The sequence below is a fragment of the Pseudidiomarina sp. CB1 genome (assembly GCF_024752025.1).
In the GTDB taxonomy this organism is placed as follows: Bacteria; Pseudomonadota; Gammaproteobacteria; order Enterobacterales; family Alteromonadaceae; genus Pseudidiomarina.
In genome coordinates this window covers 101,682-120,614 of sequence record NZ_JANTPU010000003.1, presented here as the reverse complement: position 1 = coordinate 120,614, position 18,933 = coordinate 101,682, and the positions used below count along the sequence as shown (strand labels likewise).

Annotated in this window: 14 protein-coding genes; 5 read left to right on the top strand and 9 right to left on the bottom strand. The window is 50.4% G+C overall.

Annotation, left to right across the window (positions count from 1 at the left end):
- Window positions 1–11 precede the first annotated feature (11 nt).
- From NV375_RS11775 to yajC, 6 genes are read right to left on the bottom strand one after another with little or no spacing between them, the layout of a single operon-like run.
- Window positions 12–608, bottom strand: a complete 597-nt coding sequence (locus NV375_RS11775) for a lysophospholipid acyltransferase family protein (RefSeq protein ID WP_258808384.1) — start codon at window positions 606–608, stop codon at window positions 12–14.
- 9 nt (window positions 609–617) lie between these two features.
- Complete coding sequence (locus tag NV375_RS11770) at window positions 618–1,478, bottom strand: DUF3014 domain-containing protein (RefSeq protein ID WP_258808383.1); 861 nt, start codon at window positions 1,476–1,478, stop codon at window positions 618–620.
- Between the two features lie 31 nt (window positions 1,479–1,509).
- Window positions 1,510–2,292, bottom strand: coding sequence for a peroxide stress protein YaaA (yaaA, locus tag NV375_RS11765; protein WP_405035622.1), 783 nt, complete (start codon window positions 2,290–2,292; stop codon window positions 1,510–1,512).
- Window positions 2,293–2,319: 27 nt separating this feature from the next.
- On the bottom strand, window positions 2,320–3,267 hold the full coding sequence (secF, locus tag NV375_RS11760) for a protein translocase subunit SecF (RefSeq protein WP_258808382.1): 948 nt from the start codon (window positions 3,265–3,267) through the stop codon (window positions 2,320–2,322).
- A gap of 8 nt (window positions 3,268–3,275) precedes the next feature.
- Complete coding sequence (secD, locus tag NV375_RS11755; protein WP_258808381.1) at window positions 3,276–5,123, bottom strand: protein translocase subunit SecD; 1,848 nt, start codon at window positions 5,121–5,123, stop codon at window positions 3,276–3,278.
- 18 nt (window positions 5,124–5,141) lie between these two features.
- On the bottom strand, window positions 5,142–5,477 hold the full coding sequence (yajC, locus tag NV375_RS11750; protein ID WP_126773877.1) for a preprotein translocase subunit YajC: 336 nt from the start codon (window positions 5,475–5,477) through the stop codon (window positions 5,142–5,144).
- A 215-nt stretch (window positions 5,478–5,692) separates the two neighbouring features.
- On the opposite strand from yajC, the gene NV375_RS11745 reads away from it, so the two are divergent.
- Window positions 5,693–6,310, top strand: a complete 618-nt coding sequence (locus tag NV375_RS11745; RefSeq protein WP_258241099.1) for a trimeric intracellular cation channel family protein — start codon at window positions 5,693–5,695, stop codon at window positions 6,308–6,310.
- Between the two features lie 2 nt (window positions 6,311–6,312).
- Window positions 6,313–9,693 carry a PAS domain-containing hybrid sensor histidine kinase/response regulator gene (locus NV375_RS11740; protein ID WP_258808380.1) on the top strand — a complete coding sequence of 1,127 codons (3,381 nt, stop codon included), beginning with the start codon at window positions 6,313–6,315 and terminating at the stop codon, window positions 9,691–9,693.
- Here NV375_RS11740 and NV375_RS11735 read toward each other — a convergent pair.
- Window positions 9,690–10,361, bottom strand: coding sequence for a response regulator transcription factor (locus tag NV375_RS11735; protein ID WP_126773883.1), 672 nt, complete (start codon window positions 10,359–10,361; stop codon window positions 9,690–9,692). The two genes, NV375_RS11740 and NV375_RS11735, sit on opposite strands and share 4 nt — an antisense overlap.
- A 113-nt stretch (window positions 10,362–10,474) precedes the next feature.
- Window positions 10,475–12,736 (bottom strand): TonB-dependent receptor, encoded by a 2,262-nt coding sequence (locus NV375_RS11730; RefSeq protein WP_258808379.1) that lies wholly within the window; start codon window positions 12,734–12,736, stop codon window positions 10,475–10,477.
- 189 nt (window positions 12,737–12,925) lie between these two features.
- Between NV375_RS11730 and NV375_RS11725 the strand changes: the two genes are divergently transcribed.
- The 3 genes from NV375_RS11725 to NV375_RS11715 are packed head-to-tail and all read left to right on the top strand — an operon-like array spanning window position 12,926 to window position 17,129.
- Window positions 12,926–14,221 carry a GntP family permease gene (locus NV375_RS11725; protein WP_258808378.1) on the top strand — a complete coding sequence of 432 codons (1,296 nt, stop codon included), beginning with the start codon at window positions 12,926–12,928 and terminating at the stop codon, window positions 14,219–14,221.
- Window positions 14,222–14,252: 31 nt separating this feature from the next.
- Window positions 14,253–15,926 carry a long-chain fatty acid--CoA ligase gene (locus tag NV375_RS11720; protein ID WP_258808377.1) on the top strand — a complete coding sequence of 558 codons (1,674 nt, stop codon included), beginning with the start codon at window positions 14,253–14,255 and terminating at the stop codon, window positions 15,924–15,926.
- A 9-nt stretch (window positions 15,927–15,935) separates the two neighbouring features.
- Window positions 15,936–17,129: a homoserine O-acetyltransferase gene (locus NV375_RS11715; RefSeq protein ID WP_258808376.1), complete on the top strand. Its 1,194-nt coding sequence runs from the start codon at window positions 15,936–15,938 to the stop codon at window positions 17,127–17,129.
- A 28-nt stretch (window positions 17,130–17,157) separates the two neighbouring features.
- Here the strand turns inward: NV375_RS11715 and NV375_RS11710 are convergent, their stop codons facing one another.
- Entirely contained in the window at window positions 17,158–18,933 is a 1,776-nt protein-coding gene (locus NV375_RS11710; protein ID WP_258808375.1) for a TIGR03545 family protein, read from the bottom strand.

Genomic DNA, 18,933 nt, shown 5'->3' with positions numbered 1-18,933 from the left:
CACAAATTTTGCTAGCAGGCATGTTGAGGATTTTTACCCTGTGCATGAGCAATCGCTTGCTTCACGCGCGCTAGCTCAGCATCAATGTCGCCCGTGATCAGCATTGGCGGACGGATATCGATAACGCGCCTTGAAAAGTCCATAGCAACTGGAACAACGGGAACTTGCGCAGCTTTAGCGATGTGAATAAAGCCTTTCTTCCACTCAGTTACTTTCTTGCGTGTGCCCTCGGGCGCCAATGCGAGAATCAGCTCGTGACGTTGACTAAACTCAGTCACCATTTGCCCCACAACACCTTGCGCAGCCCGCCGATCAACTGGAATCCCACCAAGCCAACGTAATAGGCCATTCACCGGGAAACGAAAAATGGTGTGCTTACCAAGAAAAGACAGTTTTAAACCCAATGCCAGCATCACAAAAACACCGACAAAAAAATCCCAATTTGAGGTATGGGGAGCGACCGGGATGATAGCTTGACGTGTGTTCGGTAACTCGCCTTCAATGCGCCAACCGCCAAGTAAGCGCATACCAACACGACCTACCCAACGACTGAACCGATTACCACGCGTTGGTAAAGGGGCACGCAAGTGCTCAGGAATGTGTGTCATCTTCGTGGTTTATTGACTTGACTCTAAAGCGCTGCGCAAGCTTTCCAGTTTTAGCTTCACACGACGCATATTGTCAGGACCCAGTCGCAACATTTGTTTCTGCGCATCGGGTAAGGCTTCTAAAGCAGGGTCCGCAAAGCGGTACATTACCGATTCATCGGTTAATTCAATGACGGTACCCACCGACGGTGTCGCCATCAACATCGTAATGGCTTCATTGATAACCACTTCAGGAGCGGTATCTGGATAACCAATTTCCGCCAATGCTTCTTGTGCTAATGGCCGGTAATCTTCAAGCATTCTCACAAGAACGTCAGTGTCGAGACTAACAAACCAATCAACTAAGGTGTTGTAGCGGTCATACGAACGCGGATCGATGTAGATCTTGCCATCTTGTTCCAACACGCGGAATTGTGCTTTTGGTCCTTCGACAACAGCGGCCTCTTTGACCACAATGCCGTTGCGAAGATTATCAACGAACACCACCGCATCACGGATCAATTGCTCGCTTTGTAAAGGCTCAACGACCTGCTCTTGTTCTCGCAAGCGCTCGACAATTTCGCTGGTACTTTGTTGTAAAGGAGGAAGTTCACGAACCGGTTCTTCTGGCTCTGGTTCAACAGTTTCGGGCTCTTCTTCAGGCTCGCCCAATTCCACTGTTTCCGCCGGCTCTGCGACGAGTTCAGGTTCCGGCTCTGGCTCTGGCTCAGTCACCGCAACAGGCTGTTCCATTGGTTCTGGTGGTTGCTGTGAATCTTGCGAGAGATACCAAATAATGGCGATAGCAAGCGCAATAACGACCAATAAGGCTATGATAAGTTTACTTTTTCCGCCATTCGTTGTTTGGTCATTAAAGTCTGTATCACTCATTGTCTTCTCCTCAAGATAATTTTACCAGCGTCTACTGATCGCGTTCGGCGCGCTGAAAGACCAGCTCGTTGTCACTCGATTGCTCAGCATTGAAGCGGTAGCCATTAGCATTGAATTGCTTTAAACCCGCAACATCAGTGATCTGCTCTTTCATAATGTAGCGCGCCATAGCGCCACGCGCCTTTTTAGCCCAGAAACTGATGACTTTATACTGGCCATTTTTTTCATCTTTAAATACCGGAGTAATTACTTCGGCGGTTAAATTCTTCGGCTCGACGCTCGAAAAGTACTCATTCGAAGCCAGATTCACCAGAATAGAGCTGTCGATCGCTTTCAGATCTTCGTTCAGCATATCGGTAATGACGTTGCCCCAAAACTCATAAAGGTTTTTACCACGAGCAGTGTCAAGCTTGGTTCCCATCTCTAAACGGTAAGCCTGCATCAAATCGAGCGGGCGTAATACTCCATATAGACCCGACAAAATGCGTAAATGTTCCTGAGCAAAGGCAATTGTTTCAGCAGACATTTTTTCAGCTTGTAAGCCAGTATACACGTCACCATCAAAAGCAAAGACGGCTGGGCGCGCATTATCAGGAGAAAACGGCTGATGCCATTCAGCAAAACGTGCAGCATTTAAGCCGGCAAGTTTGTCGCTGATTTTCATTAGCGACGAGAGTTCTTGCGGGCTTAGCGACTGACAACGGTCAACCAATTCTTGGGCATACTCAAGCAGCCGCGGCTGACTGTACTCTTTCGTCGGCAACGGGCTTTCGTAATCCAAATTTTTTGCGGGTGACAACACAACAAGCATCATCCGTTCTCCTTTTGTCCTGCTTACCGATTAAGGCATCGGCTCGAGATCTTCGCCTTCTTTTTCGACTTCAGGTGGCATTAGGTCTTCACGACTTACGCCTAAGGCAAGTGCCAGTGAGCTGGCAATATAAATCGACGAATAAGTACCGATAAATACACCAAACAGTAATGCGGTGGCAAAACCGTGAATGAGCGCACCGCCAAGGAAGAACAGTGCCAAAAGTACTAACACTGTCGTCAATGACGTAATCACTGTACGACTCATGGTATCGGTCAGTGCACCATCGATAATTTCTTCGGATTCACCTTTACGGAATTTACGAAAGTTTTCGCGAATTCGATCGCATACCACCACGGTATCGTTAATCGAGTAACCAATCACAGCAAGCAACGCAGCCAATACCGTCAAGTCGAATTCGAGTCCTAAAACGGAAAACAATCCCAACGTAATGATGACATCATGTGCCAACGCGCCTACTGCACCTAAGGCCAAGCGCCATTCAAAACGAAACGCGATATAAGCCAAAATACAGATCAGCGCGGTTAGCATCGCTAAGCCGCCTTGCTCGGTGAGTTGGTCGCCTACATTAGGGCCAACAAACTCGATACGACGCATGGCCACTTCTTCAGCTGAAGCTTCACGCAATACGCTCAAAACGTTTTCACCAACCTCTTGGGCTTTTACCCCCTCTTGCGGCTCAAGACGAATCAAAACGTCTTGTTGGGTGCCAAAGTTTTGTACCACAGCGCCTTCGAAGCCATTGGCATCGAGCGTTGAGCGAATCTCACTCAAGTTGGCCTGTTGCGCGTAGCCGACTTCGATAACCGTACCGCCAGTAAAGTCGAGCCCCCAATTCAGCTGGTTAACTGCCAGAGAGACAACCGACGCAACTAAGAGCAGGCCACTAAAGATCCATGCGCCAAAACGAAAGCGCATGAATGGAATGGTTCTATTGGTTTTAATTAATTCGTGCATGTGGCCTCCTAAACCGACAACTTATCAATGCGTTTGCCACCCCAGATGGCATTGATAACAGCTCGTGTACCCACGATAGCCGTAAACATTGAGGTTAAGATACCGATCATTAGGGTCACGGCGAAACCTTTGATGGGTCCCGTACCGATAGCGAACAAAATAATCGCAGCAATAAGTGTCGTCACGTTGGCATCGGCGATGGTTGATAGCGCGCTATCATAACCGTGATGAATCGCCTGCTGCGGACTCCGCTTGGCTTTAATTTCTTCACGTATTCGCTCAAAGATAAGCACGTTGGCGTCAACCGCCATACCCACCGTCAAGACGATACCTGCCATACCTGGCAACGTCAGCGTCGCGCCAGGAATCATCGACATCACACCAATAATCAATACCAAGTTCGAGGCCAATGCGAGATTGGCGACAAGACCAAATTTTTTGTAGTAGATCACCATAAAGATCAAGACCAATACAAAGCCCCAAATAATGGCTTGGGTACCCATATCAATGTTTTCTTGACCAAGACTCGGACCAACCGTACGTTCTTCAACAATTTGAATCGGTGCAATCAAGGCACCGGCGCGTAGCAGGAGCGCGAGGTTCTGGGCTTCTTGTACCGAGCTGATACCAGTAATACTAAAGACACTGCCTAACCGCGACTGGATCGTCGCAACATTGATGACTTCTTCTTTGCGCTCAAAAATAATGTTGCCTTCGGCATCACGCTCACCTGTTGCCTTAAACTCAATAAACAGGGTCGCCATCGGGTTGCCAACATTATCGCGCGTTGCCAACGACATTTTGTCACCGCCGGCACCATCAAGCGTGATGTTTACTGACGGGCGTTGGTTTTCATCAAAGGCTGAGTTTGCTTTAACAATGTGATCACCGGTGAGAATGACATCCTCTTCCAACAACACATTGCCGCCATTACGATTTGGGAACAACTCAGAACCGAAAGGTACACGACCCATTTCCGCGTCGCGGACACTGTTTTCAGTATCCACTAAACGAAACTCAAGCGTTGCCGTAGCACCAAGAATTTCTTTCGCTCGCGCGGTATCTTGCACACCCGGCAGTTGCACCACGATGCGGTCAGCGCCTTGACGCTGAACCAAAGGCTCTGCAACACCTAACTCATTTACCCGGTTACGCAAGATGGTAACGTTCTGCGAAATCGCATAGTCTTGAGTTTCGGCAACTTGCGCTTCGGTCATACGTAATGTGATTTCTTGTGCATCTTCGTCTTCCAAGACGATATAGCCTTCGTAGGCGCCATCAAGATAGGCCGCGGCAGCGTTAAAATCATCAGGGGTACGCAAGCGTACGATTAAGTCATCACCATTGCGCTCGACACTGGTGTAACGAATCCGCTCTTCACGCAAATCAGCACGAATAGTGTCACGCATCTGCCCGAGGATTTTGCGCATGGCTTCGTTCATGTCGACTTCCATCAAGAAGTGCACACCACCACGCAAATCCAGACCGAGCTTCATCGGGGTCGCACCAAGAGCTTCAAGCCATGCAGGAGTTGCCGGCGCTAAATTCAACGCCACCACGTAATCACTACCCAACGACTTTAAAATAGCCTCACGAGCACGCAACTGTTCACTATCAGAATTCAGACGAACGAGAATCTGACCTTCTTCCATGACCACCGACTTAGGTGCAATGTTAAGTTCTTCTAATGTGTCCTCAACCTTGCCTAAGACTTGCGTATCCACCGTAGTCGTACGGGTTGCTGATACCTGCACCGCAAAGTCTTCACCGTACAAGTTTGGCAAAGCATACAGCGCGGCCACCGCCAAAATGACGATGACCATCAGGTTTTTCCAGAGCGGAAACTTGTTTAACACGTTACATCCTTATCTCTATTACAGAGATTTCATGGTTCCTTTTGGCAGAACCGCTGTTACCGCCGATTTTTGCACGGTTACTTCAACGCCTTCAGCCAGCGCGATAACCATAAAGTCTTTGTCTTCAGTGATCTTAGTGATGCGACCAACCAAGCCACCGTTCATCAATACTTCGTCGCCCTTGCTCACGCTCGCGATAAGTTCTTTATGTTGTTTTACGCGTTTCGCTTGCGGACGATAAATCATGAAGTAAAAGATTAAACCGAACATAACCAGCATGAAGATAAGCTCCATACCACCACCTTGCTGGGCTGCGCCATCTTGTGCGTATGCGGTACCGATTAAAAAGTCCATAATTTCCTCATTCGTATCGAGTTAGATTGAATCACTTTGAGATGGGGCTATTCGTTACACAAACAACCCTACATCGCAATTTTTTGTAAAAATTGTCCCGCATTCTAACGAATTTATCGCGCGAAGGGGAGTCATCTTCGCATGTCACTGCTAGGCATCCGTAACAATCCATGCCAAACTGAGTTTTTTATCGAGCAAAACAGTCGATTATCGCCATGGAACTCTTTTTTTATTGGTTTGATCATTTAGGCGTTGCGGTGTTCGCTATTTCCGGCACGCTGCTGGCCTTCCGCAAAAATATGGACGGCTTTGGCGTGATTGTTCTCGCCTCGGTCACAGCTATTGGCGGCGGCACTCTGCGCGACTTGATTCTTGATTTACCAGTGTTCTGGGCCTACGACCCCACCTATCTTTACACAATTATTGTCGCCGCGCTTGGTACCATTGTGTGGCTGCGTTTTCGCGATTATATTCACCAAAAAACCTTGCTGACGGCTGATGCTTTCGGATTGGCCTTTTTTACTGTGATGGGCGCACAAAAAGCGCATATGGCTGAGTTTCCTGCAATCATCTGCGTGGTCATGGGCACCATGACCGCTTGCTTTGGCGGCATGTTACGTGACGTGCTGGCGCGCGACATTCCCATGGTGTTAAAGGGCGAACTCTACGCCACAACCTGTTTGATTGGCGCCAGCGTTTACGTACTTATTGCTGGCTACAGTCCGCTGCTGGCCCTGTTAGTCGGTGGTGTTGTCACCTTGCTGCTGCGCCTTGGTGCTATACGCTGGCAGTGGCACTTGCCGGTATTTCAAGAGCATGGTGAGTCGCGTTAACCATGTTACCCACGTCGCTCACCGTTATACTTGCCATACTGTATATCGCGTTGCTCTACAGTATCGCCTATCGTGGTGAACGCAAAACACCGAATGAAATCAAGCCCTATCGCTATGCCCTCGCCCAAGGCATCCACTGCACCACCTGGGCGTTTTATGGCACCATCACGCAGTCTGCCTATTACGGCTGGTCGATGGCACCGACGTATTTAGGCGCAATCGCGGTCTTTTTGTTCGCTCATCGCGTGCAAATGCGCTTACTACATGTTTGTAAGCAAAAGAACCTCACCTCGATTGCTGATGTGATTAGCCACCGCTACGGCAAGTCATCGAGCCTTGCTATCGTCGTGGCCCTGCTTGCGCTGATTGGCATCGTCCCCTACATCGCATTGCAACTGCGCGCCGTCACCGGGAGCTTCGCCACCGTTACCGGGTTAGTCGACCAACCCTTGCCGTGGTTTGGTGACGTTGCCGCACTCGTCGCTTTAGCCATGATGGGCTTTGCTATCTTGTTTGGTACCCGCCGCCTAAGCCTCGCTGAACAGCATTCTGGACTTATGGATGCGGTTGCTTTTGAATCGGTTATCAAGCTCGGCGCATTTCTACTGGTTGGCTTGTTTGTTAGCTACACCATGTTTGATGGCGTCGGCGACCTATTTACCCAAGCCGCACAACAACCGGAAATAGCTACGGTGATGCAGGGCAAACCCAACGGCGCCTTCATCTATGTTACCCATGTGCTGCTGGGTGCGATCTCGATGTTCTGCTTGCCAAGACAGTTTCACGTGAGTTACATCGAGAACACCGACCCAGAAGAATTGCGTACCGCCCGCTGGGCTTTTCCGCTTTACCTATTCGCCATTAACTTATTTATTTTGCCCATTTCGCTTGCCGGTCTGTTACTGGTGCCGCAAGCAGCCCAGCAAGACACCTTCATGCTACAACTGTTGCTGCTGGCCGATGAACCAACAATTACTGCGGTCGCTTTTATCGGTGGCCTGGCTTCGGCGACCAGCATGGTGATTATCGCCACACTCGCGCTCAGCATCATGATGTCGAACGATGTCATCATGCCGCTATGGCTAAAACTCACGCAGCGAAAACTCCGTAAATTGACCTTCACACCGAATCGCATCTTAACGATTCGTCGGTCGACCATCGCCACCATCATCGTCTTAGCGTTCGGTTTTCACAAACTCACCGAAGCGAATTTGCCGCTGGTTAACGCCGGCTTACTCTCTTTGGCTCTCCTTGCGCAACTGGCTCCAGCATTGCTCGGCGGCCTCGTCTGGCGACGCGGTAGTTATTATGGCGTGGTCAGTGGCTTGCTGGCTGGTACCGCATTGTGGGGCTGGTTACTCTTTTGGCCCTCGTTGGCGAGTTCGCGCGATTTACTCGATGTGGAACTCGCGAACGGTGTGCTACTGAGTCTGGGCTGTAACTTAGGCTTGTATCTTGCGGTGTCATGGTTGACGACCTTACGGACCCCGCCAAGTCAGCGCCGCGACTGGACTAACCCTACCTTGCATCACCAAGAGCTTTATCAACATCAGCCCATCAACTGGGGACGGTTGCGACAAGTTCTGGCGCGCTTTTTTGACTCGGTTGAGATTGAGCGACTGCAGCAGCGTGCGCAACTTGATCTTACCAGTGCCGACACCGAAGACTGGGTGCCCACACCGATATTGGCCCGGGTTGAGCGCGAGCTCGCAGCGGTCATTGGTAGTGCCGCCAGTCGGATTTTGTTGGAAGCCGTCACCCAGCAGCCAGCGATGCCGATTTCGCAGGTTGTCAACTGGGCCACACAAGCCTCGCAACTCTACAAATTCAATCGCGAATTATTACAAGCCTCGGTAGAGAATATTCCGCAAGGCATTAGTGTGGTCGACCAAGATTTACGTTTGGTCGCCTGGAATCAACGTTACGAGGAAATCTTCAGCTATCCGAAAGGCTTTCTCAATGCCGGTATGCCAGTCGCCGAGCTCCTGCGCTACAACGCACAACGCGGCTTACTCGGAAGTGGCCACGCCGCTGATCTTGAGCGTGAAGTCGACAAGCGTTTGAATTACCTGCGCTCAGGCAGCGCTTATCGGTATCAACGACAGCAAGGCGAACGCCATATCGAATTACAAGGCGCACCGATGCCAGGCGGCGGTTTTGTGACGACGTACACAGATATTACCGATTTGGTGGCCGCGCAAGAGCAGCTCGAAGACATCAACCGTGAACTCGAACAACGCGTCGCCGATCGTACCCAACAGCTCTTGTTAGCTAAACAAGCTGAGGAAAGGGCGCACGAGAGTAAAACGCGCTTCTTCGCCGCGGTGAGTCATGACCTAATGCAACCCTTTAATGCCGCAACGCTATTCTGTGACATGTTGCGCCAACGCCTTGATGGCGAGCACGGCGTCCTTGCTCGGCAAATCCAACAGTCGTTACAAAATGCCGAGGAGCTGCTGACGATGTTGCTGGATATGACGCGACTGGAAGCGGGTAACTTACCGGTCAATAAGCAGCGCGTAAACTTGCATGAGGTTATAGCGCCAGTGGTCGAGGCACAGCGTGTTATCGCTGCCGAAAAAGGCCTGCAAATTCACTATGTTCCTTGTAATGCGGAAGTTTACACCGACCGTAAACTGCTCAGTCGGATGTTACAGAACTTGCTCTCCAATGCGGTTCGCTACACCCATCAAGGGAAAGTTTTGGTGGGCTGTCGGCGTTCTGACAAGGCGGCCCGTGTGCATGTTATCGATAGTGGTCAAGGCATTCCTCCGGATCAACTGAAGGCGATCTTCCGTGAGTTTCATCAAGTTTCGCCGCAAGGCGATAATCCAGGCATCGGCTTAGGACTCGCCATTGTCGAACGCCTCGGGCAACTACTGGAGATTCCTCTGCAGGTGAACTCTAAGGTCGGCCAAGGTACTGACTTTTCGATGTTGCTGCCCGTCGAGCGTTGGCGGAGCACCAGCGTTCCCATAGCTACCCCCCACCCCATCAGCGAGGCAAGCTTTTTGCAAGGCAGGTCTTTCTGGCTTATCGATAATGACACGCGCATGCTGGCCGCTGTGCAACAGCTATTGGAAAGCTGGGGGGCTGAGGTTACCAGTGCAGTTAACGCCGATAACTTGCAACATGATGCTGGCCAAGCACAACCTGACTTATTAATCGTCGATTACCATTTGGACAATAACGTGACTGGCATTGAAGTGCTTCATCAATTGCGCCAGCAACCGCAACTTGCGGAGCTTGATGCGATTGTCATTTCCGCTGATCCAGATGAGGTGCTGCGCGAACAGGCGATTGCCGCGCAGGCTGGCTTTATGCCAAAACCCTTAAAGCCAGCGGCGCTGCGGAGACTTTTGAAGCGTTATCTGCAGAATTAATCTTGGTTGTCAGCAACCAAAGAATGACGATCGGGAACACTCAACATTTGCTTAAACACAATTCCGGCTTGCGTGCGATTGGTCACTTCCAGCTTGCGCAGAATAGCCGAAACATGCTGTTTGATAGTTGTTTCTTGGACGTTCAGCTCATAGGCAATTTGCTTGTTCAATAAGCCGTCGGCTAAACATTCGAGCACCCGGTATTGCTGTGGCGTCAGGAGTTCTAGACGTTGCGCAAAATCCACTTCAGGCGTTGCTTCATTATTGGCGACTGCGTCGCGCAAATGCGCAGGTAACCAGGTGTCACCAGCGAGCACGTGATGAATCGCTGCCTGCAGCTCAGCGAGCGGCATGGATTTCGGAATGTAGGCACTGGCACCAAAGGCCATCGCCTGCCGAATCACCGACAACTGCTCATTGGCCGACACCACCACCACAAGGATGTCTGGGTAGCGGCTCCGTAGCGAAGTTATCGCCGACAAACCTTTGTTGCCAGGCATCGATAAGTCGAGCAGCACCAACTCAAGTTGCGGTTGTTGCTGCAAAACATCGAGTAACTGCGGAAAGCTTGCTGCTTCAGCGATATCAGTGGAAAGGGTTTCCACCAGCGCTTGCTTTAACGCTGCACGAAATAAAGGATGATCATCAGCAATAACTGCACGAGCCATAGATGTTTCGGATTGGTTAAGACTGATGACCATGCTAGCGTGTCCAGAAAGAAAAGTCAGTGGTTACCTACCATCAACTCACCGATAGTAAGTAACCACTTGTAACAGGGGGCTTAGAACTTGTACCCCACTGACAGGGAGATGGTACGCGGGTCGCCATAGAAGCCAACGACAGCGTCATCACCGAAGGTTGGGCCGAAGTTATAACCACCAACACGATACTCTTCGTCGGTTAGGTTTTTACCATGTAGCCCAACATTCCACTGACCACTGTTTGAATACCAAACGATACTTGTATTCAAGAGACCATAGCTGTCTTGGTCAAGCGGCGAGGCGGCTTCAAACATTTGCACGTCATCACGGAACGCATAGTTACCCGACCATACGATCTGTCCACTTTCCAACTCAAAGGTTTGATTGAAACCGAGGTTGTAGGTGAGTTCAGGGGTGTTTTGGAATGACCATGCATCCGTTACATCGGTGGTCTCTCCAGTCGCTGGCTCGGTGTAGACAACGGCATCGAATTCAGCATCGATGTAACCCAACATCGCTGTAAAGTTCAGGCTGTCGGTTGCGGCAAAGACGGTCTCAACTTCAAAACCTTTTACGGTCGATTCACCGGCATTCAGGACTTGTGAAGAGATACCTGCTTCCACAACACGTTGCACAGTCACCTGCATGTCGGTGTAGTCCGAGAAGAACACCGCACTGTTCAGACGCATGCGGCCGTCCAGTAATTCAGACTTCATACCAAACTCGAAGGTGTCGACGATTTCTGGATCGTAAGGCTCATCAATGGTGGGGTTGAGCGACTTATCCGCGCGCATATCCACACCACCCGACTTGAAGCCGTTGCTGTAGCTCGCATACAACATCACGTCATCAGTCGCTTGGTAGTTCACTGCAACATGCGGCGAGAAGCGGCTCCAGTCACCGCCACTATTGAACTCAGAGTTCACTGCAAACGGGTCGCCATAGGCAGCGCGAACTTGCGCTGGGTCATAGGCAGTACCGACAGTACCGTCATTGATATAGTGCACACCTAAATAGGTGTAACGGAAGACATCAGCTTCTTTTTCGTCTTTGGTGTAACGACCGCCAAGCGTTAGGCTCCAGTCGTCATTCATTTGGTAGGTACCTTGACCATAGAAAGCCAAGCTATCGGTATCTACACAGCCTCCGTTATCCACGGTAACACCACCGAACGCCGCAAGATACATAGGAAGGACGGTACCAAACACACCGCAGGCTTCGCCATCGTAAAAGTAAACACCACCAACAAAATCAAAGTCACGATTGTTGCTATAACTTAACTGGAACTCTTGCGTAAATTGCTCATCTTCATAAATCGCTGGGACCATGAAGATCGGTTCACCGGTCGAGTTAAAATCGATATTGGTATTAGTGTAGCCTTCACGGCTTGCAGTCACCGATTTGAACCCCCAGTTCGCATCGAAATCCCAGTTGAAGGTCAACGACCAACCTTCAGTCTCAACTAAATTATCAACCGGCATTGCTGTGTTGGAGTTATACACATCAGCATACGGCTCTTGCCCTGTAACGGCGCTGGTTTGCAAGCGGTAAGCGCCTTTCGCGTTCGACTCATCTTCGGTTTTGTCATACGCAAACTTCAGATCCATAGCGTCATTGATCAGCCATTTCGCTGAAACACGATAAGTCAACAAGTCCTTGTTGTAGTTGTCATCGCCGGTATTAACGTATTCGCCGAAGCCATCACGTTGTAACGAGGCAATCGCCGCCCCTACATAAAAGTTGTCGCCGAGGGCCGTCTGACCAGAAATTTTAAGATCGCGTTGGTTGTAACTGCCAACGGTACCTTGCACCGATAACTCGTCATAACCAGTGAGTTCTTTAGTCACATATTTCAGTGCACCACCGATGGTGTTCTTGCCGTACAGCGTGCCCTGCGGTCCGCGCAGCACTTCGATGCGTTCGAGGTCAAAAACTTCAAGAACTGCGCCTTGTGGCCGTGCGATGTAAACATCATCAATGTAAACACCAACACCTGGTTCAAAGCCCCACAGTGGATCTTGTTGTCCGACGCCGCGAATATAAGCTGTTAATGTTGAGTTGGTGCCGCGACTGACTTGAATCGTTGCATTGGGAATCCGCTGCTGCAGCTCAGTAATGTCTTCAACACCCACTTCTTCTAAATCACCAGCACTAAACGATGACACCGAGACTGGCACATCTTGCAAGCTTTCAGTTTTGCGGCGGGCGGTAACTTCAATACGCTCTAAGGCTTTCGCTTCGTTTTCTTCGCTTTGCTCATCTTGTTGAGCGTACGCAGGCATACTGACCACTGACGCTACTGCTAAGGCCAATAAGGAATGTCGAAACTTGGGTTGACTCATGGTGTCATTCTCCCGGTAACTGTTATTGTTGTACTGTTATCGTTAAGTGCTTTCGGAGCACATTTTTTTTATGGCAGGCTTACCCTAGCGCAAAGAATCAAGTTTGTATTCTGTACGTTAGTACTATGTAAATTAAACAGCGTCTCACGCATGATGTTGCTGTCAAAAATAATAACAACGAGGTAATGCATGTTAAGCATGATTGGATTAGTCGGCGGCCTAGTGCTTCTTATTGTACTTACGCTGCGCGGCATGAACCTTTTTATCAGCGCGCCATTATGCGCCGTCATTGTAGCGCTCACCAGCGGTGTTCCCTTATTTCAAGGTGACATTAACTTCGTCAGTGCCTACATGGATGGCTTTGCTAGTTTTGTCGCCGCTTGGTTTTTCATGTTCCTACTGGGTTCACTCTTCGGTAAATTCATGGAAGATACCGGTGCCGCCGACAGCGTAGCCCACTGGATTATCGGCAAACTCGGCAAGAAACAAGCAGTACTCGCCGTCGTTTTGGCCTGCGCCATTTTGACCTACGGTGGTGTCAGTGTTTTTGTCGTTGCCTTCTCGGTCTACCCCATGGCATTAGCACTCTTTAAAGATGCTGACTTACCACGACGGTTTATTCCGGCCGCGCTGGCATTCGGCTCAGTAACCTTCACCATGACCTCTGCCGGTTCGCCAGAAATTCAAAACTGGATCCCGATTCAATACCTCGGCACCTCTCCCTATGCAGCCTGGGAGGTATCATTAGTGGTCGCCGTCATCATGTTCGTCATTGGTTATTGGTGGCTATCTAAAATGATCAAGGCCGCGGTGTCGCGAGGTGAAAGCTTTCAGCAACGCGCTAGCGATCCTGAGCTGGTTGAACGGGAATTGCCCTCGCCCATTAGTGGTTTGGTTCCGTTAATCGTAGTGCTGACGTTAAGCTTTCTCTTCCATGAAGACTTGAAACAAAATGCCCTGATTATCGCCTTAAGCGGTGGCGTTTTAGCCATTGCGGTCATTAACTTTCGCTATTTTCAGAATATGTCACGGGCAGTCGGCGAAGCTTCAACCGGTGCACTGATTGCGATTGGTAATACATCGGCCGTGGTAGGTTTTGGCAGTATTGCCAAAGTGACGCCGGCCTTCGCCGACGCCGTTACCTTCATGACCAGCTTGCCTGGCAACGAACTCGTTGGCGCCGCGGTGGCTGTCAGCGTGATAGCAGGCCTCACTGGGTCAGCCTCGGGCGGCCAAGCAATAGCCTTACCGGAAATTGGTCCGCACTATATGGACCAAGGCGTCAATCCCGACCAACTCCACCGTATCGTGGCAATTTCATCGGGCGCGTTAGATTCCTTGCCACACAATGGCTACGTAGTCACGACCATTCGCGCTATCTGTAATGAAACGCATCAGGCGGCCTACTGGCCGGTGGCTGCGGTGACAGTGGTAGTGCCATTTATTGGCTTGAGCATCGCAATTGCGTTGTTCAACTTCTTCTAAGTTCAACTGTTTTAAGCGAAGGTCGTTATTCATGTTTGAAACAACCCAAGAACCCGCACCGGTGATGGCTGCAGCAATGCAGCCGAGCCAACTATTGATCATTGATCTGCTGCGTCATGGGGTGCGTCGTCACCCGCAGCAAGAAGTTGTTAGTCGGCGTATTGAAGGTGATATTCATCGCTACACTTATCAAGATTGCTATGCGCGCACCTGCCAGCTTGCACATGCGCTCGACGAGTTGCAAATCAAGCCCGGTGAACGCGTCGCCACCTTGGCATGGAATACTTACCGTCACCTTGAACTTTATTATGCGGTGAGTGGCATTGGGGCGGTTTTGCACACGGTCAACCCGCGCCTCTTGGCCGAGCAAATTGCATGGATCATGCAGGATGCTGATGCGCAATGGTTATTCGTTGACGCGTGCTTTGCGGAACTCGCGACTGATGTTGTCGCCCAGTTACCGAACTTGAAGGGTGTGGTTGTGTTGGCCGACAGCAAGCAACAACCAGCACTTACTGCGGTGGCTACACCACTGTACGCCTACGAACCATTAATTGCTGACCAGCCCACAACCTATACATGGCCTGCGCTGCATGAAGACACCGCTGCGCTACTTTGCTATACCTCTGGTACCACCGGCCATCCCAAGGGTGTACTCAGCTCACATCGAGCGATGGTGTTACATGCCCAAGCCACCGCCAGTGCTGAGTTATTAGACTTGCGCGCCAACACGGTGCTCATGCCGATGGTAGCTATGTATCACGCCGGTGCTTGGGGCGCACCTTATGCGGCGCCGTTAGCGGGCGCGAAACTGGTGTTACCCGGTAGTGGTATGAGTGGCGCCGACATGCATGAATTGATTACCAAAGAACACGTCAACGTTGGGCTCGGGGTGCCGACGATCTGGTTGACCTTGCATAATCACTTAAGTGAAAAATCCTTAAACGTACCGTCGCTGAAGCGCGTTTGTGTCGGGGGGGCAGCCTCACCACTTGGTCTAGTGAAAACCTTTGACCAACAGTATGACGTCTACTGGCAACCCATTTGGGGAATGACGGAAACCGGCCCGTTGGCCTGCTCAGCACCACCGGAACCCAGTCTTATGGCGTTACCAACTGAGCAACGCTACCGCATCCAAACCACCGCCGGACGTGCATGCTTCGGCGTGGAAATGCAGATCGTCAATGCTGACGGCGAACCGCAGCCACACGACGGAGAGACCAGCGGCGAATTGCGGGTGCGCGGACCATGGATTGCCAGTAGCTACTTTCAACGTGACGACCCAGACACTTTTGCCGAAGGCTGGCTTGCCACTGGCGATATCGCGGTGATTGATGCGCAAGGCTACATGAAAGTGGTCGATCGCAAAAAAGATGTGATTAAGAGCGGCGGTGAATGGATAAGCTCACTCGATATCGAAAATATTTGTAGTCAACACCCGGCCGTTAATGAAAGCTGTGTGATTGGTGTTAAACATCCCAAATGGGATGAGCGACCTCTTTTACTGGTGGTGGCGAACAAAGGCCACGCGTTAGATAAAGCCACGCTGTACGAATTCTTGCAGGGTAAAATCGCAAAATGGTGGATGCCTGATGACATACTCATCGTTACTGAGTTACCCCACACTGGTACCGGCAAGCTGGTGAAAAACGAGCTGCGTAAGCATTACCAAAACTACCTTATCGAATCTCAGGACGCTAACTAGGAGCTCCTTATGCAACGTTTACTGATTGGTTTTCTGATTGTTTGCAGTGTGCTGTTCAGCGTCAGCTGTGCAGCACAAGAAACCGCCGCGCCGATGTTAGTTGAAAAGCAACGTTTTAGCTTTGACAACTACACGACATTGGCTGGCGAAGTGATCCCGCAAGTGACCATTGGCTGGGAGAGCTACGGCGAACTCAACGATGCGAAAGATAATGTGATTCTTATCACCCATTTTTTCTCCGGTAATAGCCATGCCGCGGGTAAATACGCTGCTGAAGACGTGATGCCAGGTTATTGGGACAGTATCATCGGTCCTGGTAAGGCCATTGATACCAATAACTATTTCGTCATCAGCTCTGATACCTTAGTCAATGCGTTTCCCAACGACCCTAACGTCATTACCACCGGTCCGGCTTCAATTAATCCAAAAACAGGCGAACCGTACGGTCTTGATTTTCCAGTAGTGACCATTCGTGATTTCGTGAACGTGCAGCACGAGCTACTCAAGAGCTTAGGTATTGCGAAATTGCATGCTGTGGTTGGCGCCTCAATGGGTTCGCTGCAAGCGCTAGAGTGGTCGGTGGCCTACCCCGATATGGTCGAGCGAATGGTTTCGGTTATTGGTGCTGGAGCCATGGATGCGTGGACCATTATGGCGCTTGAACATTGGGCGCGCCCGATCATGCACGACCCTAACTTTAACGGTGGCGACTATTACGGTGGCGAAGCGCCATTGACCGGTATTACTAGTACGTTGGCCATGATCACACAGCAAGCCATGCACCCAGTCATTATGAACATGCGTGCGCCACAGCCTGAAGTGATGCCAAAACCCGCGTTAGAGAGTGTCCTGAACAGCACTCCTGTGCTGGATTATCTTTTCGCGAACTCCGCCAACCGTGCGCCACTTGCAGATGGTAATCACTTACTTTATCTGGTTCGGGCGAATCAACTGTTTGTCGCTGGTCATGACGGTGACTTAGCCAGTGCGCTGGCAAAAGTGCAAGCAAAAACGTTGTTCATGCCAGCGACCAATGATTTGTTGCTACAGCCTTATCTCGCTCAAAAAGCGGTGGACGTACTGAAGCAGCAAGGCAAGGAGCCACAGTACAGTGAAATCGAGGGCATCTGGGGGCATCTTGATGGGCTCTTTTCGATTCCGAGTAAAGCTGAAGAGTTACGAGCATTTTTGGAGAGTGAATAAAAAGGGCGCCTTCGCGCCCTTTTCTAGTTTAGTTGCCGCCGAGAATGCCTTTGAGTTTGTCCTTCACTTTGTCTTCGAGCTTATCCTGAAGTTTCGCTTCGAGTAAGCTTTGGAGGCGTTCTTCACGGTTTTCGGCGTCGGTGAGTAAGCCTGACAACTCGCTTAAATCATCTCCGTACTCGCCGACAAAGCCATCTGACTGCGTCGTCAAGCGTTGGCGTAACTCGGTGAGTTCACTGCCCGCAGCGTCCATAGCCGCAGCTTTGAGAGCCTGCCCCAACTGACGATCAAGATCGGAGCTTAACTTAAAGTCAGGCGACATTAACGCACCTTTGATGTCGGCGTTAATATCGAGACGATTTAAGCTCTCTAAAGCCTTCGCTATGACCTGCGCCCACTGGTTTTCGGCACTCGCTTCAATGGTCATATTCGCAAGGCGCAGAATGGCATTACCGTCAAATTGACTGTCCCGCAAGGCAATGTTTCCCTCACTATCTAACAGCGCCGATAAAATGGTTGCGGCAAGTTCGCTACGTTCACTTAACGCGGTCTTGGCGAGGTTAACGCCCTGTACCTTCCATTGTTGCCGCGCATCGACCCCTTCTGCAGTGAGTGCCAACTCACCATTAAGCTGCAATAGCGTCCACAAGTCGTTATTTTCCCCTCGTGCACGGAAGACCGTCGGCTGTCCAAGTTGTTCATGTTGGTGGGTAATATTTTCCCAGTCGACATCGAGTACCGTTGGCCCCACAGCAAATTCGGTGCGCGCCTTTTTAATTAAAAAATCAGGTGGTGCATCCGCGCCGGTGAAGGAAAACCAAATGCCTTCACCGCGTGGGGGCTCAACAGCCGTCTCATCGGCTGATCGCTGTAACATGGGCATGACTTGCTCATAGGCCAGCAACATGTAATCAGCCCAACGTCGCGCCTGTTCACCAAAAAGAACGGCAGTAATTTCACTTAAGCCATCACTATTCAATTGCATGAGCTCGCCAACCCGATCAAGATCGTGCTGTGGCGCTGCTTTGACTTTCTGCATTTGCGTTTTTAATTCAGCGACGGCGGTACTGGCAACGTCCTTAAATTCTTTCAGAGCCTTTTGATCCGAGGCAAATTGCTCTTTCAGCTGCTCGAACTTTTCTTTGCGTTGCTGCAACTGTGCAGGAGTAGAAATATCACCTTCAGATAATTCCTTCATCTGCGCTTCATATTGGCTCAGTTTTTCTTTGCTCGGGAGTTTTTCCATCAACGCTGAAACTCTTTGACGCTGAGTTTCAAAACTTTCCTTCGCTTCACTGATTGCCGCTGGGGTACGCAAATCCACCCGTGCCATAACATCGTCTAGCGATGGCATCGACAGTTGCAGGTCAGCCATGTTCTCGCCGAACCAATTTTGCATCTGCGATTTATCGGGTAGTTGGTAGACTTCACCAGCACTGTCACGCTCAGTGTGGACACGGATCCCAGTGCCCACCACTTCTTCAAAATGGAAACGGCCCATCAAAAGTTGTTCCCAATTTAACTCACCAGAAGCTTCGCCGATGGCCACACGGTTAAACTCTGGTTGCGCTGGGTCGGTCACCTGAATATCACTCATGCGGATTTTTAACGGTACCCATTGATGGTCTACCTCAGCGATATTTACCTCGGCACCATTTAATGTGCCCAAGGTGCGCTCAAGCGACCACTTTAAAATGGTGTCGAGCAACAACCACGAAAAGGCAGCAATGACACCAACAATAACGAGAAATGCGACCAAACCCGGCCAGCGAAAAGCACTGCGACGAACGGTATGCTGTTCCAT

Excerpts from the sequence above, each read along its gene's own strand:
- NV375_RS11775 (WP_258808384.1), bottom strand. The coding sequence starts at position 608 with ATGACACACATTCCTGAGCACTTGCGTGCCCCTTTACCAACGCGTGGT.
- NV375_RS11770 (WP_258808383.1), bottom strand. The coding sequence starts at position 1,478 with ATGAGTGATACAGACTTTAATGACCAAACAACGAATGGCGGAAAAAGT.
- yaaA (WP_405035622.1), bottom strand. The coding sequence starts at position 2,292 with ATGATGCTTGTTGTGTTGTCACCCGCAAAAAATTTGGATTACGAAAGC.
- secF (WP_258808382.1), bottom strand. The coding sequence starts at position 3,267 with ATGCACGAATTAATTAAAACCAATAGAACCATTCCATTCATGCGCTTT.
- yajC (WP_126773877.1), bottom strand. The coding sequence starts at position 5,477 with ATGGACTTTTTAATCGGTACCGCATACGCACAAGATGGCGCAGCCCAG.
- NV375_RS11745 (WP_258241099.1), top strand. The coding sequence starts at position 5,693 with ATGGAACTCTTTTTTTATTGGTTTGATCATTTAGGCGTTGCGGTGTTC.
- NV375_RS11740 (WP_258808380.1), top strand. The coding sequence starts at position 6,313 with ATGTTACCCACGTCGCTCACCGTTATACTTGCCATACTGTATATCGCG.
- NV375_RS11735 (WP_126773883.1), bottom strand. The coding sequence starts at position 10,361 with ATGGCTCGTGCAGTTATTGCTGATGATCATCCTTTATTTCGTGCAGCG.
- NV375_RS11730 (WP_258808379.1), bottom strand. The coding sequence starts at position 12,736 with ATGAGTCAACCCAAGTTTCGACATTCCTTATTGGCCTTAGCAGTAGCG.
- NV375_RS11725 (WP_258808378.1), top strand. The coding sequence starts at position 12,926 with ATGTTAAGCATGATTGGATTAGTCGGCGGCCTAGTGCTTCTTATTGTA.
- NV375_RS11720 (WP_258808377.1), top strand. The coding sequence starts at position 14,253 with ATGTTTGAAACAACCCAAGAACCCGCACCGGTGATGGCTGCAGCAATG.
- NV375_RS11715 (WP_258808376.1), top strand. The coding sequence starts at position 15,936 with ATGCAACGTTTACTGATTGGTTTTCTGATTGTTTGCAGTGTGCTGTTC.
- NV375_RS11710 (WP_258808375.1), bottom strand. The coding sequence starts at position 18,933 with ATGGAACAGCATACCGTTCGTCGCAGTGCTTTTCGCTGGCCGGGTTTG.